The organism is Mesorhizobium japonicum MAFF 303099 (assembly GCF_000009625.1).
GTDB classification, from domain to species: domain Bacteria; phylum Pseudomonadota; class Alphaproteobacteria; order Rhizobiales; family Rhizobiaceae; genus Mesorhizobium; species Mesorhizobium japonicum.
Map to the genome: position 1 here is coordinate 4668543 of NC_002678.2, position 13268 is coordinate 4681810.

General features: G+C 60.4%; 15 protein-coding genes and 1 riboswitch. Of the genes, 3 read left to right on the forward strand and 12 right to left on the reverse strand.

Annotated features, from left to right (window positions below; translation table 11 throughout):
• Positions 1-122: 122 nt before the first annotated feature.
• From MAFF_RS23720 to MAFF_RS41460, 11 genes are all read right to left on the reverse strand, one after another.
• Positions 123-893: a hydroxymethylpyrimidine/phosphomethylpyrimidine kinase gene (locus MAFF_RS23720; RefSeq protein WP_010913510.1), complete on the reverse strand. Its 771-nt coding sequence runs from the start codon at positions 891-893 to the stop codon at positions 123-125.
• Entirely contained in the window at positions 884-1489 is a 606-nt protein-coding gene (locus tag MAFF_RS23725; protein WP_010913511.1) for a thiamine phosphate synthase, read from the reverse strand. Before MAFF_RS23725 ends, MAFF_RS23720 begins: the two co-directional genes overlap by 10 nt.
• Positions 1486-2259 carry a thiazole synthase gene (locus MAFF_RS23730; protein ID WP_010913512.1) on the reverse strand — a complete coding sequence of 258 codons (774 nt, stop codon included), beginning with the start codon at positions 2257-2259 and terminating at the stop codon, positions 1486-1488. Before MAFF_RS23730 ends, MAFF_RS23725 begins: the two co-directional genes overlap by 4 nt.
• A 1-nt stretch (position 2260) precedes the next feature.
• On the reverse strand, positions 2261-2458 hold the full coding sequence (gene thiS / locus MAFF_RS23735; protein ID WP_010913513.1) for a sulfur carrier protein ThiS: 198 nt from the start codon (positions 2456-2458) through the stop codon (positions 2261-2263).
• Positions 2427-3428, reverse strand: coding sequence for a glycine oxidase ThiO (gene thiO / locus MAFF_RS23740; protein WP_010913514.1), 1002 nt, complete (start codon positions 3426-3428; stop codon positions 2427-2429). The genes thiS and thiO overlap by 32 nt, the downstream gene beginning before the upstream one ends.
• Complete coding sequence (gene thiC, locus MAFF_RS23745; protein WP_044548955.1) at positions 3425-5260, reverse strand: phosphomethylpyrimidine synthase ThiC; 1836 nt, start codon at positions 5258-5260, stop codon at positions 3425-3427. Before thiC ends, thiO begins: the two co-directional genes overlap by 4 nt.
• 103 nt (positions 5261-5363) lie before the next feature.
• A riboswitch (TPP riboswitch) is annotated at positions 5364-5480 on the reverse strand.
• A 281-nt stretch (positions 5481-5761) separates the two neighbouring features.
• A complete protein-coding gene (gene queE, locus MAFF_RS23750) occupies positions 5762-6499 on the reverse strand; it encodes a 7-carboxy-7-deazaguanine synthase QueE (RefSeq protein ID WP_010913516.1) in 738 nt (245 codons plus the stop codon).
• Complete coding sequence (gene queD, locus MAFF_RS23755; RefSeq protein WP_044548957.1) at positions 6496-6852, reverse strand: 6-carboxytetrahydropterin synthase QueD; 357 nt, start codon at positions 6850-6852, stop codon at positions 6496-6498. Before queD ends, queE begins: the two co-directional genes overlap by 4 nt.
• Positions 6852-7550 (reverse strand): 7-cyano-7-deazaguanine synthase QueC, encoded by a 699-nt coding sequence (queC, locus tag MAFF_RS23760; protein ID WP_010913518.1) that lies wholly within the window; start codon positions 7548-7550, stop codon positions 6852-6854. The genes queD and queC overlap by 1 nt, the downstream gene beginning before the upstream one ends.
• A 413-nt stretch (positions 7551-7963) precedes the next feature.
• Entirely contained in the window at positions 7964-8296 is a 333-nt protein-coding gene (locus MAFF_RS41315; RefSeq protein ID WP_341872702.1) for a hypothetical protein, read from the reverse strand.
• Entirely contained in the window at positions 8218-8460 is a 243-nt protein-coding gene (locus MAFF_RS41460; protein ID WP_244673241.1) for a Fic family protein, read from the reverse strand. Before MAFF_RS41460 ends, MAFF_RS41315 begins: the two co-directional genes overlap by 79 nt.
• On the opposite strand from MAFF_RS41460, the gene MAFF_RS41320 reads away from it, so the two are divergent.
• From MAFF_RS41320 to MAFF_RS23775, 3 genes are all read left to right on the forward strand, one after another.
• Positions 8368-8583 (forward strand): hypothetical protein, encoded by a 216-nt coding sequence (locus MAFF_RS41320; protein ID WP_052292096.1) that lies wholly within the window; start codon positions 8368-8370, stop codon positions 8581-8583. The two genes, MAFF_RS41460 and MAFF_RS41320, sit on opposite strands and share 93 nt — an antisense overlap.
• Positions 8584-9053: 470 nt before the next feature.
• Positions 9054-10487, forward strand: a complete 1434-nt coding sequence (locus MAFF_RS23770; protein ID WP_010913521.1) for a phosphomannomutase — start codon at positions 9054-9056, stop codon at positions 10485-10487.
• Positions 10487-11902 carry a mannose-1-phosphate guanylyltransferase/mannose-6-phosphate isomerase gene (locus tag MAFF_RS23775; protein WP_010913522.1) on the forward strand — a complete coding sequence of 472 codons (1416 nt, stop codon included), beginning with the start codon at positions 10487-10489 and terminating at the stop codon, positions 11900-11902. The genes MAFF_RS23770 and MAFF_RS23775 overlap by 1 nt, the downstream gene beginning before the upstream one ends.
• A gap of 1023 nt (positions 11903-12925) precedes the next feature.
• On the opposite strand, the gene MAFF_RS23785 is transcribed toward MAFF_RS23775, so the two are convergent.
• Entirely contained in the window at positions 12926-13186 is a 261-nt protein-coding gene (locus tag MAFF_RS23785; RefSeq protein ID WP_006333988.1) for a transcriptional regulator, read from the reverse strand.
• Positions 13187-13268: the final 82 nt, after the last annotated feature.

Below are 13268 nucleotides of genomic sequence, written 5' to 3' on the forward strand. Positions count from 1 at the left end.
TGATAGGCGAAAGCGACCGTGTATGCCGCATTCTCACCCCTCGGATAGGGCCTTCATGTCCTAGGAGTAGACCCACGATCGCCTGCCAGACTTGATCGGAGCGTTGGATACGTTCGGCCCGATCAGCTTTTCGGCCCGAGGTCCTTCGATCCGGCAAGCGCATCGAAAACATATTGCTTGCCTTGGCGCACGCTCGCTTCCAGCGACGCTCCAAGAGCAAGCGAGGCGGCGACTGCGCTGGCCATCATGCAACCCGTTCCGCGCATCCCTCGCGGCAAGCGGGGCGCCTCGAACCGAACTGCCGGTTGGTTCGGCTGCAAAAGCACGTCGACGCAACGGGTTCCTTGTGCATGGCCGCCCTTGACGAGTACAGCGGTCCTCACCGTCCTCGATAGCTCTTCAGCCTGACGACAAGCCCCTTCTTCGTCCGCGGCCGGTGACGAGCCGGTAAACGCAGCCAGCTCGACCAGGTTAGGCGTTACAAGCCGGCAGATCGGCATCAGATCGTGGCGCAGCATATTAATGGCATCGTCCGCCAGCAGATTGCGTCCCGAGGTAGAGGCCAGGACCGGGTCGAGTACCACAGGCACTTGGCGGTTGACCAAAACAGCGCCGACTGCCTCAACAGCCGCCGATGTCCCAATCATGCCTATCTTGACGGCCGCGACAGCGTTGGCAGCGAACGCGGCGCGCATCTGAGCGGCGACAAGCTCCGACGGCACAAGCTTGACGTGCTCGACAGCCGAGTGCGTCTGGACTGTCACGGCGGTGATGGCAAGACAACTTCGCACCCCGAAGGCGGAAACCGTTTCTATATCGCGGGCAATTCCAGCTCCACCGCTGGAGTCCGACCCGCCAACGACAAGCACATGCGGTTCTCGCCTCAGCGCCATCGCTCCGTCTTTTCGATCCATTCTCGTGTGCGCGCTTCGGGATCGGCATTCAGCGTGATGTCGGTCACGACGGCCGCGCTGTCCACGCCAGCCGCAAAGACACCGTCGAGCCGGTCAGGATTGAGGCCTCCAATGGCGACCAATGGGACAGGTGCGACCCGGCGCTTCCACTCGCGGATTCGTTTGAGCCCTTGCGGCGCCCATTTCATCTTCTTCAGGATGGTTGGGTAGATGGGACCGAGCGCGATGTAATCGGGCTCGGCAAACAAGGCCGTCTCCAGTTCGACATGATCATGCGTGCTCAGCCCGAGCCTGACGCCGGCTGCCCGTATCCGCGCGCGGTCGGCGGTCTGCAAATCCTCCTGGCCGAGATGGACGAAGTTGCAGCCTTCCTCGATTGCCAGGCGCCAATGGTCATTGACGATGAGCTGGCTTTGGTGCTCGGCGCACAAGGCCGTTGCCTTCCGGATTTCCGCGCGCAACCCGGCCTCATCCTTGGTCTTGATACGCAGCTGCACCAGCTTGACGCCGAGCGGCAGCAGCCGTTCGATCCAGGCTGCGCTGTCGACGATTAGGTAGAACGGATCGAGCTTCATGAGAAAACCGCCCTGCCGAATATCGGCGTCGACGGCACGGCGACCTCGCGTGGCTCGAGCAATCCTGAACTGAAGGCTTCGCGACCGGCATCGACCGCCTTGCCGAACGCACGCGCCATGCCGACCGGATCGGCCGCCCTGGCGACCGCCGTGTTCAGGAGCACGGCGTCGAAACCGAGCTCCATGACCGTTGCGGCGTGTGACGGTCGCCCGAGGCCTGCATCCACGATCAGCGGGACGTCAGGGAAATGTCCGCGCATCGAGCGCAGTGCCGTCATGTTGACCGGTCCGAGGGCGGAACCGATCGGCGCGCACCACGGCATCAAGACCCTGCAGCCCGCCTCCAGCAGCCGTTCGGCCACGACAAGGTCGTCGGTGGTATAGGGGAATACCGAAAAGCCATCTTCGCACAGGATGCGGGCGCCTTCGACCAGGCCGAACACGTCTGGCTGCAGCGTGTCGTGGCTGCCGATCACTTCGAGCTTGATCCAGCTCGTACCGAAGACGTCGCGCGCCATTTTCGCAGTGGTGACCGCTTCCTTGACGGAGTGACAGCCAGCAGTGTTGGGGAGGATTCTGACGCCCAGCGAGCGGATCAACGACCAGAATTTCTCGCCGGCCCTGCCACCTGCCATCTCACGGCGCAGCGAGACGGTCACCACCGACGTGCCCGATGCCTTGACCGCATCGGCAAGGATGGCCGGCGAAGGATATTGCGCGGTGCCGAGAAGCAGGCGGGAAGGAAGCGTCGTCCCGAGAAGCTCGAACATGCTAGCCTCCCTGCATGGGCGAGAGGATTTCGATCCGATCGCCGTCGCTCAACCGGAATTCCGCCCGGCTGGCTTTGTGCACGAGGTCGCTGTTGACGGCGGTCGCCAGCCAATCGCCCTCATAGTCGAGCGCTGCAAGCAGCTCGGCCAGGGTGGTGGCGGCAACCTCATGCGCTTTGCCGTTGACCAACAGTTTCATGAGCAAGCTCCTTGGTTCCGTCTTGATTGAAAACCAGGTCGGCCGCCCGGCGCGCCATGGCGGGCGCGAGAAGAAAGCCATGGCGATAAAGCCCGTTGATCGCGACGGCGCTTCCGCATGCCTCGACACGCGGCAGATTGTCGGGAAAGGCTGGGCGGATGCCGACACCGGTTTCAACGATCTCGGCCTCGCCAAAGGCCGGATGGAGGGCATAGGCGGCGCCCAGAAGCTCCATCATCGAACGCGCCGTGACCGGTCCCCCGGATTGGCTTTCGATCATCGTCGCCCCAACCATGAAATGGTGGTCGGCACGCGGCACCACATAGAGCGGAAAGCGCGGATGAAGCAGACGGACCGGGCGCGACAGCGAGACATCAGGCGTACGCAGGATCAGCATTTCGCCGCGAACGCCGCGCAACCCATCGTCTTCTGCCGCCATCCCCGTGCAGTCGATCCGGCGATCGAATCCGGAAATGTGCCGGGCATCGGCACCGAAGCGGAATTCGACGCCCATCGCCGCCAGCCTGTTATGCAGTGCAGCCATCGCCCGGCGCGGGTCGAGATGGGCTTCGTCGGGGAAGAACAGCGCACGGCGGAAACGACCGGAGAGGTCCGGCTCGAGCTGTGCGATTTCGTTTTCATCGAAAGGCCTGTACCCCGACGTGCGACTGGCAAACCGGTCGAGCTCGCCCGCATCGCGCGGCGCGGCCACGACCAGTGTTCCGGCCCGCGTCACCTGCCCGGGCGTTGCCGTATCCCACCAGTCGGCGGCGTCGCGTCCGAGATCGAGCACCGGCTGCTCGGCGCTTTCACGCTCGCACCATGGCGCCAACATGCCGCCCGCGAACCACGACGCATTGCCGCCGAGGCTAAGTCTCGTCTCGGCAACCGTCACCGCCGCGCCGCGGATGGCGAGTTCGAAGGCCGCGGTGAGGCCGGCGACGCCGGCCCCTTTGATCAACACCTTCATGACAGCTCATGCGCCTCCGGCATGAGCGGTGCGCCGCTCTCTTCCGCGGGCACGTAGAGATCGCCGCCCTCGCGGTATTTCGCCGCCATCGCCGCCATGCCCTCTTTCTGTGCCTCGGCGCGGATGTCGTGGGATATTCGCATGGAGCAGAATTTCGGCCCGCACATCGAGCAGAAATGCGCCAGCTTGTGCGCCTCCTTGGGCAAGGTCTGGTCGTGGAAGGACCGCGCGGTTTCAGGGTCGAGCGACAGGTTGAACTGGTCCTCCCAGCGGAACTCGAAGCGCGCGCGGGAAAGGGCGTCATCCCTGACTTTCGCCGCCGGATGCCCCTTCGCCAGGTCGGCGGCGTGTGCTGCGATCTTGTAGGTGATCACGCCAATCTTGACGTCGTTGCGATCGGGAAGGCCGAGATGTTCCTTGGGTGTGACGTAGCAGAGCATGGCGGTGCCGAACCAGCCGATCATGGCGGCGCCGATACCTGAGGTGATGTGGTCGTAACCCGGCGCGATGTCGGTCGTCAGCGGTCCAAGCGTATAGAACGGCGCCTCGCCGCAGACGGCGAGCTGCTTGTCCATGTTCGCCTTGATCTTATGCATCGGCACGTGACCAGGCCCCTCGATCATCACCTGGCAATCCTTCGCCCAGGCGATCTTTGTCAGCTCGCCGAGGGTTTCCAGCTCGGCGAATTGCGCAGCGTCGTTGGCGTCGGCAATCGAGCCGGGACGAAGGCCGTCGCCGAGCGAAAAGGACACGTCATAGGCGCGGCAGATATCACAGACTTCCGCGAAATGCTCATAAAGGAAGCTTTCCCGGTGATGGTGAAGACACCATTTGGCCATGATCGAGCCACCGCGCGAGACGATGCCCGTGACCCGGTCGACGGTCAGCGGGATGTAGTGCAGCCGCACGCCGGCGTGGATGGTGAAATAGTCGACACCCTGTTCGGCCTGTTCGATCAGGGTGTCGCGGTAGACCTCCCAGGTCAGATCCTCGGCGATGCCGCCGACCTTTTCCAGCGCCTGATAGAGCGGCACCGTGCCGATCGGCACCGGCGCATTGCGCACGATCCAGTCGCGGATATTGTGGATGTTGCGACCGGTCGACAGGTCCATCACCGTATCGGCGCCCCAGCGGATCGCCCAGACCATCTTTTCGACCTCCTCGGCCATCGAGGAGGTGACCGCCGAGTTGCCGATATTGGCGTTGATCTTGACCAGGAAATTGCGGCCGATGATCATCGGCTCGCTCTCGGGATGATTGATGTTGGCGGGAATGATTGCGCGCCCGTGAGCCACCTCGTCACGCACGAATTCCGGCGTGACGAGGTCGGGGATCGATGCGCCGAAGGCTTCGCCGTCGCGTTGCAGCGTGCCGCGCAGCATCTCGCGGCCGAGGTTCTCGCGGATGGCGACGAACTCCATTTCAGGCGTGATGATGCCGGCGCGGGCATAGGCAAGCTGCGTCACCGCCTTACCTGACCTGGCCCTGAGCGGCCGATTGCGAACGGGAAATTCCGGCGTCAGGCGCTCACCCACCGCGAATCCATTGTCTTCCGGCCGGACATGGCGGCCGTCATAGGCTTCGACATCGCCGCGCGCGGTAATCCATTCATGGCGAAGCCGGGCGAGGCCCTTTTCAATGCTGGTTTCGACTGTCGGGTCGGTATAGGGGCCTGATGGATCGTAGACGATGACGGGCGGCTCGCCGGCCGTTGGATGAACGGAGATTTCACGCATCGGCACCCTGATCTGCGGGTGGAGGACGCCGGATTTGTGGATTTTCCGCGAGGCGGGCAGTGGTCCCGTCGACACGGCGGGGGTGAGGGCATTCATCGTGAGGCTCCTTTGCTCATGCATTGGAGACCCAGTTCTGTGCCGGAAGGATGAAAAGACGCTTTGGTCGGCCTGCCGAAACAGGACCTCGGGCGTAAACTCCCGCAAAGCGCTTGCACCGTCCCTACGCCAGTATGAACTGGATCAGGTTCAACGGGTCACTGCGCCGCGAAAGCCAGCAGTATCTCAGCCCCTTGCCGGGACTCCCCTGGTGAATGCATCGAATTGAACGGCCCGTCGCTATTTTGTCAAGCGCATTCGTCCCGCAGCGGTGATCGGCAACCAAACAAACCCAGCGGAAAAGCATGGTAGTATCGAGAGCAAGTCACGCTCCAGAGGAGCGGTGAAGCGCCCCCAATAAGGCGAGCCCTCATGCGGATTTCGGTGCCTTTTCCAGCACGGTGTTTTCGGGGCTTTCCGGAACGACGCTGCTGCCGCCCAGTTGGGTGAGATTGCTATAGAGGTCTGTCTTGCTCGTCGTCGGCAATCCTTCCCCTTCGGCTAGACGCCCCGTTTGTTTCCCCAGAGCAGAACATGAAGCTGCGGCAGTACACGCGCCTCGAACCACCTGTCACGGGTCACTTTTTCAACCAGCCATTCCATGCGCCTCATCACACCGGCCATGTCGATGAACCCGTCTTCGTTGCCGGGACGCGGCGGCGTGTGATTGCCGGGCTGCAGATAGACGGGTAATTGCGGGTAGCGCGCCGCGGCGTCTTTGGCATAGGCATAGTCATCTTCGTCGAAGACGACGAGCTTGAGCGCCGTCTGCGGCTTATCCTGCGCCGCCTCTAAGCAGGCGTCGAACGCGGCCCAATCTGTCGTCATTTCACTTGAGGGCGGCTTGGGGCTGAGTACCAGCACGTCGAGATCCGCGAACCATTGCTTAGACACCGAACCTTGGGTTTCCAATGCAAAACGGTAGCCCTCACCATGCCCGCGGTCGATCAACTGGCCAAGCGGCTGGATGGCCGGATTGCCGCCCGACAGCGATACCATCACGGGCTGACCGCTGGAAAGTGCAATGACCTTTTGCCAAACCGCGTCGGAAGACATCATCTCCCAATCATGGCGGAAGCGACGGTCCACCGCATGCAGGCTGTCGCACCAGGAACAGCGATAATCGCACCCGCCGGTTCTTACGAACACCGTCGGCAAGCCGATCAGCACGCCTTCGCCCTGAATGGTCGGCCCAAAAATCTCGCTCACCCGGATTCCGGGATGCAACGCGCAAGTCATGGTCGGTATTCCGCCCAGGTTTTCGGCGTCTCGCTCACCCGCACGGCGGAGGTTTCGGGTAGCCGCACCTTGCACCAGTCGTAGAAGTGCCTGGCCAGACATTCCGCTGTGGCATGGTCATGCCCCAGCACGTCGTTAAGATGCCGATGGTCGAACGTCCCATCGATGTAGTGCTTGAACGCCGCCAGATCTTGGTAGTCGCGCACAAAGCCGTGTTCGTCCAGTTCGCCACCTGAAAGCTCCACTACGACGATGTAGTTGTGGCCGTGCAGACGTGCGCACTGATGATCTGGTGGCAAGGAGGTGAGCTGATGCGAGGCCGAGAAGTGGAACTCTTTGGTAATGCGGAACATCACGCGCTCCTTGTCTGGATAGCGTGGAGCCAGAAGTCTGCGTCCTCATAATCTGTCGGGTCGGTGATGCCGGCCAGATCGAATGCTTCGCGCCGTTCGACGCATGTCCCGCAGCGACCGCAATGACGTGCACCGCCCTTGTAGCAGGACCACGTCGCCTCGAACGGTGTGGCGTACTTTGCCCCCTCGCTGACGATGTCGGCCTTCGACATATTCACATACGGAGCGTACAGGCGGATATCGGCGTAGCCTGCGAGGGCATGGTTCTGCATCGTCTGAAAGGCGTCGATAAAAGCGGGCCGGCAATCGGGATAGATGAAATGATCTCCGCCGTGGACGGCAGTGGCCACCGCATCGGCCTTCTTCGCGGCGGCAACCCCGAAGGCGATGGCCAGCATGATGGCGTTCCTATTCGGCACCACCGTGATCCTCATGGAGTCTTCGGCATAGTGCCCGTCGGGCACGTCCACATTATCAGTCAGCGCCGAGCCGCTCAGGTTCCGGCCAACATCGCGGATATCGACGATCTGGTGCGGAACAGCCAGCCGCTTGGCGCAGATAGCGGCAAAGCCGAGTTCCTTTTTGTGCCTCTGGCCGTAATCGAACGAAAGCAGGCCAATGAGTTTCTGCTCGGTCGCCACCTTGTGAGCGAGCGAAACAGAGTCCAATCCGCCGGAGCAGATGACGAGGGCATTCATGGTTTGAATCCTTGTTTTGACCGGGTAAGGCTGCGACCGGAGATTTCTCTGCGTTCCCACTACTCCACGGAGCCGGTTTTGTGAATGGGGTGGACGCGATTGAGCGCACGTACCTTGTTGTCAGCGTCCCCAAGATGACTTGCACGCGACTTGTCGCGTATCTTCGACCGCTGGGGTGCTGACGCCGGCACTGCGTATATAGGCGTATAGATAATGCAGAAATCACTGCCGTGGCGCAGCAGCATTCCCGACACACCTTCGGCTTGTCCGGTTTGCCCCAGAACTTGACGTCCCGAGTTTCGGCGCTAACGCAAGGGTCGACCGGCAGTCCCAGGGAAAGGCTTCTGCCGCGTGCTTTGCCGTTTTCTGGTCTGCGCATAGATCGCCTCGAGCCGCCCGCGCTTCGTCATTGGTCAGAGCCGGGAATTCCTTTCCGAGGGCGCGGCTCGATAGGGGCCACCATTCTGGTTAAGGAAACGGAAGAGCAGATCGATCAGCCGCTTGGGCGTGTCGATAAAGGCATTCACCTGTTGCCGGAATTGATCGTAGCGCTGCAGAAAAGCTGTTTCGTAAGGAAGGTGCCGTTCGATCGTCCGCCGAAGGCAGGCATAAAGAAATTCGGCGTGCGGGGTTGCATCGAAGTATCGGTAGAAATCCCCGGTGTCATTCAGCACCCGGACGTTGAATTGCGGCGTCGGTTCCCATTCGACCAATGGCAGAAGGCGCTTCGAATTGCTCTCCAGCACGCGCCTGTACTCGTCGATCTGGTCCAGGATCGCGGCCGAGACGGGAAACACCACTCCCGGCGATTGAAGCTGTGCATGGCAAGGACGTGGTGGATCAGGTAGCGGTGAATGCGGCCGTTTCCGTCCTCGAACGGATGGATGTAGACAAAGCCGAAGGCGAAGATTGCGACGGCGACGACTGCATCAAGGTTTTGCGCTGGGCCTTGATCGAACGCAATTCCAGAAACAACTTTCTGAAGGGCGTCGCAAGGCAAGACATTGTCGGCGCTGATCGTCGCCCCAACTGATCCAAGCATCGGTTCCTGCTTGGGTCCAGCGCCCTAGGCGACGCCATGGTCGGCGAGCGCTCTGGCTGACCTTAATCCATTACCCAAGAATCACAGGGTTCCATTGCGCTGATCGAGACGGCTTTCTAGCCCTATCCATGCCATGGATGCGTTCCATCCAAACAACCAAGTTTACGGACCTGTCATGATGCTGCATAGCGAAATACCGGCAGGCACCGATCGATCACTCCACTTCCTTGATCATTAGATGAGCCCGCCAAAAGATTCCATTAGAAGGAGAACTGTGGATGCCCCTGTGCCAGTGGATGCCCTGCTGTTCGGCGGAACTCTGAGGGGTCCTTACGCCACACCGTGTTGTAGAGACCGCATACCTGAACAGCAGGTGCCTGAGAACGATGGCGCTTGCAGTAGAAAGTACTAGCCCATTGCAACATTACCCCACCCTGCCTGTCCACTAGCAAAGCGAAATCATGAAATTCGGGTCAAGCGGCGTTCGAGGTTTGGCTTCGGAATTGGTCGGCAAGGCCAGCGGACTTTATACCGAAGCTTTCGCTTGGCGTTTGATTTCCAGCCGGGTTCAGCCGAATAGTTCAGTCTTCATAGGCCGCGACCTACGTGACAGCAGTCAGGCGATAGCCAACAATTGCATGGCGGCGTTGGCCGCAAATGGTTTCCAGCCGATCGATTGCGGCACCATACCCACGCCTGCCCTGGCACTATATGCATGCAAACACGGCGCGGCGGCTCTTATGGTCACCGGGTCGCACATTCCAGCCGATCGCAATGGCATCAAATTCTATGGCCCGAATGGTGAAATCAGCAAGGCGGATGAGGCCGCGATTACGCGCTTTGTAGCCGAAAGATCAATTGCGTATTGCTTACCAACGGCTTGTCTGGGAACGACGTGGCCTATGCACTGTGAAGAAGCGATCGCCTCTTATCGAGAGCGCGCCCATGACATGCTGGAGCCGGGCTCACTTTCCGGCATGAGACTTGGTGTCTATCAGCACAGTTCGGTCGCGGCGGAACTGTTGGTACAGGTTCTTCGATCGCTCGGTGCCAGCGTGGTCGCCGTCGGGAAAACCGCGACTTTCGTACCTGTCGATACCGAAGCCGTGGACGCAGCAACAATCGCAAAATTGAAGAAGTGGGTCCGCGAATTCGGTCTCGATGCCATCGTGTCGACCGATGCGGACGCTGATCGGCCACTCATCGCTGATGAAAATGGCGATCTTCTTCGCGGCGACCTGGTTGGGCTTGCAACGGCTCTTTTCCTGAAGGCAGACACGATCGTGACGCCAGTGACCTCCAATTCGGGAATTTCGAAGGCCTTGGGTTTCGCGGTCCAGAGGACGAAAGTCGGGTCTCCATTTGTCATTGAAGCAATGGAAGCATTACACGGCGCCGGCGGCGTCATCGTCGGCTTTGAGGCCAATGGTGGTGTTCTGCTGGGCTCGGATTGTGTCGTGAATGGGAAGACATTGACTGCACTGCCGACGCGGGACTCATTCCTCCCGATTTTGGCCGTGCTCAGTACCATGGCGTCGACAAAAAAGAAGCTGTCGCGACTGCGCGGGCTTTGGAATCTTCCTGTGTGCGCCAGTGACCGGCTTCAGAACTTCCCCGCGGAAAGTTCGCGCAGATTGATGGATCATCTCGCAAGCCGGAACGCACTGCAGCACTTTCTTGCCTCGTTCGGGACCGTCGCCGAAATTGACGAAACCGATGGCCTCAGGGCGCGGATGCTTTCAGGTGAGATCATACATCTGCGGCCTTCCGGCAATGCCCCGGAACTGCGCTGCTACTCGGAAGCTTCGACCGAGAGCAGGGCCATGGCGATCGTCGCCTCGACGCTGCAAGGGGCACATGCGTTCGCGCTTACAGACGAGATAGAGGACCTTTGATGAAAGTGGTTCCGGTCATCATCAGCGGTGGAGCTGGTTCGCGGCTCTGGCCCGCCTCAAGGCAATCGCACCCCAAACCTTTTCTCAAGGTGGCGGATGGACTTTCGCTCATCCAGCACACCGTGTTGCGCGCCGCTTCGATGCAGCATGTCGTGGAGCTTGTTACCGTGACGTCCACGGGGCACCTCTTCCTTACGAAAGACGTTTTCGACGAGCTGGATTCCGTTGTTTTGCCACGCACCTTTCTGCTTGAGCCTGAGGGTCGGGATACCGCCGCCGCCGTCGCTGCGGCAACCGTCCATGCCAAGGCAACACAGGGTCCCGATGCTGTTCTGTGTGTTTTTCCCGCCGACCATATGATTGGTGATCTGCCCGCATTTCAAACCGCCATGAACCGGGCAATCGAACAGGCGCTGCAGGGGCGTATCGCAACCTTGGGGATAACCCCGGATAGGCCAGACACCGCATTCGGCTACATCGAGGCCGACGGTGAGAAAGTTGTCCGGTTCGTCGAGAAACCGAACGCCGAGACTGCCAAATCTTATGTCGCGTCCAAACGTTTCTTCTGGAACGCCGGCATCTTCTGCTTCAAGGCGCAGGTCATGCTCGACGAAATGGCTGCGCATTGCCCGCAGGTGATCGATGCCGTTCTCGATAGCTATGATAATGCTCGCGTCAGCCACGGCGAACATGTTGCCAGCGTCGAACTCTCATCTGAGCACTTCGCCATGGCGCCGCGTATTTCACTCGACCATGCGGTGATGGAAAAAACCCACAATCTCGCTGTCGTTCCCTGCGAAATGGGGTGGAACGACATTGGATCTTGGAACGCAATGGCCGAACTGGTCGCCGCTGACGGGAGCGGCAACAGGATTCGCGGCGATGTCCATGTGGTCGACACCGTGGGCAGTTACATAAGCTCGGACAAACGCGTCATCGGCACCGTCGGCATCAGCGACCTGGTGATCGTGGATTCCCCCGATGCATTGCTGGTTGCATCCCGCGATCGCGTCCAGGACGTCAAGAAACTCTTCGAGGGACTCAAGGCTGCGGGACATGAAGCGCACTTGCTTCACAGTACCGTGCACCGGCCCTGGGGCACCTACACGGTTCTGGAGGAAAGCGAGCGCTTCAAGATCAAGCGCATCGAGGTGAAGCCGGGCGGACGCTTGAGCCTGCAGATGCACCATCACCGCTCCGAGCACTGGGTCGTGGTCAGCGGCACTGCGAAAATAGTCAACGGCGACCAGGAGCTACTCCTGACCACTAATCAATCCACCTATATCCCTTGCGGCCACAAACACCGGCTCGAAAACCCCGGCAATATCGGACTGGTGATGATCGAGGTCCAAAGCGGCGAGTATCTCGGCGAAGATGACATCGTGCGGCTTGAGGACGTATACGGTCGAACGTGACAGTCCAACGTCACATGCCCTACGGTGGCTGGCAGACCGAACCTGCGTCGGCATGTGGGCTGTCAGGCGACCGGCGGCTAGGCAAGGCGAGGCAAACCAGAACAGGTTTTATGAGTATGGCTAGTGAGCGATGTCGAAACGACAGGCTGGCCGAATTGTTGAGACGGCAGTTTTCCGGCGAGATTGTCAGACGACACTTGCGCATCCGATGTAACGGCATGCGCTGCTACAGCCGCTCGAGTTGCGGAAGGTGATCGGCAATATCAGTCGATCAGATGCGCGATAAGGTTCGTTGCCATGTACGGCAGGCGCGACATGAGCGGCCTGGCACTCTGACGGGGGTAGGCCAGCATGCGCCGGGCCTGACTGGCGGGGGCTCGCAAGAGAAACGCGGCACCGGCTGACGAAGATAATACGCTCCTGCGCGCCGGTGACGGACCGGGGCCATTAGGCGTAGGCGCATCGCTATCGCCATGCCACGTGGACAATCCTATTCGGGCTGGGCAGATGGACGGTAATTCCAGCTTTCGACGGCGTTGACTTCGTCGATGCAGACCGGCCCCGATGCACCGCAGTCCTCGCGTTTCATCACAACGCGCGCCTCGTCCGTTTCATATGGCCTAACCTCGCAGCTTGTGCAGAACGGGCAAGGGATCGCTTTCATCGTGACGAATCTTCCTGATGGCCTCGGGTGGTTCCGCCGAAATCTTTCGCCTAAGCGCTCGACTTCGCAAGCGCTGATCGTTGTGCCGTAGTTCGGCGCCACCATCGGGTAGGGATATTTTGTCCACATGCCCTCGTACCATCAACGCGGCTAGCCGGTTCTCTCTATCCACAGATCTGGCCTCTCGTGCGGGCCAAGGTTACATCCGTGTCGCCCAGCATGAGGCCGATCTCCCGCAGAGCGAATCGATTCCGTAGAAATAAGAATTCTGCCACCGCCCCGCCGCCGTAAGGGTATTGATATACCCTTGGGATTTTGATCCGACCTGGCAGGCGGCGGGTAATCTTCAGAGGCCGACGTCAGGCAGCGTTCGGGATACCCGAGATTTCATCGAAGATACTCTCAGCCAAGCCAAGCGCCCGAGCGATCCGATCGCGATAGCCCTTGTCGAAACAATGGCCAGATTCGATCAGCCCGACCTCCTCGACTGTCAGACCGCTGGTCACGGCAATGTCCTCGGTCGAATAGCCAAGATGTTCCCGATATGCCTGAATTACGGGTTTTCCGTTTGAGATTGCGGTAAGCACTGCCTCGGGCAGCGCGAAAGGCGTTGCGGTCATTTTGCCTCCAAATGCAGAGAACGGCCATTCGATGACTCGAAACAAGCGGCGGCCGATGTTGAAATAGGATGCCGAAACGGCC

Excerpts from the sequence above, each read along its gene's own strand:
- MAFF_RS23720 (WP_010913510.1), bottom strand. The coding sequence starts at position 893 with ATGGCGCTGAGGCGAGAACCGCATGTGCTTGTCGTTGGCGGGTCGGAC.
- MAFF_RS23725 (WP_010913511.1), bottom strand. The coding sequence starts at position 1,489 with ATGAAGCTCGATCCGTTCTACCTAATCGTCGACAGCGCAGCCTGGATC.
- MAFF_RS23730 (WP_010913512.1), bottom strand. The coding sequence starts at position 2,259 with ATGTTCGAGCTTCTCGGGACGACGCTTCCTTCCCGCCTGCTTCTCGGC.
- thiS (WP_010913513.1), bottom strand. The coding sequence starts at position 2,458 with ATGAAACTGTTGGTCAACGGCAAAGCGCATGAGGTTGCCGCCACCACC.
- thiO (WP_010913514.1), bottom strand. The coding sequence starts at position 3,428 with ATGAAGGTGTTGATCAAAGGGGCCGGCGTCGCCGGCCTCACCGCGGCC.
- thiC (WP_044548955.1), bottom strand. The coding sequence starts at position 5,260 with ATGAATGCCCTCACCCCCGCCGTGTCGACGGGACCACTGCCCGCCTCG.
- queE (WP_010913516.1), bottom strand. The coding sequence starts at position 6,499 with ATGACTTGCGCGTTGCATCCCGGAATCCGGGTGAGCGAGATTTTTGGG.
- queD (WP_044548957.1), bottom strand. The coding sequence starts at position 6,852 with ATGTTCCGCATTACCAAAGAGTTCCACTTCTCGGCCTCGCATCAGCTC.
- queC (WP_010913518.1), bottom strand. The coding sequence starts at position 7,550 with ATGAATGCCCTCGTCATCTGCTCCGGCGGATTGGACTCTGTTTCGCTC.
- MAFF_RS23770 (WP_010913521.1), top strand. The coding sequence starts at position 9,054 with ATGAAATTCGGGTCAAGCGGCGTTCGAGGTTTGGCTTCGGAATTGGTC.
- MAFF_RS23775 (WP_010913522.1), top strand. The coding sequence starts at position 10,487 with ATGAAAGTGGTTCCGGTCATCATCAGCGGTGGAGCTGGTTCGCGGCTC.
- MAFF_RS23785 (WP_006333988.1), bottom strand. The coding sequence starts at position 13,186 with ATGACCGCAACGCCTTTCGCGCTGCCCGAGGCAGTGCTTACCGCAATC.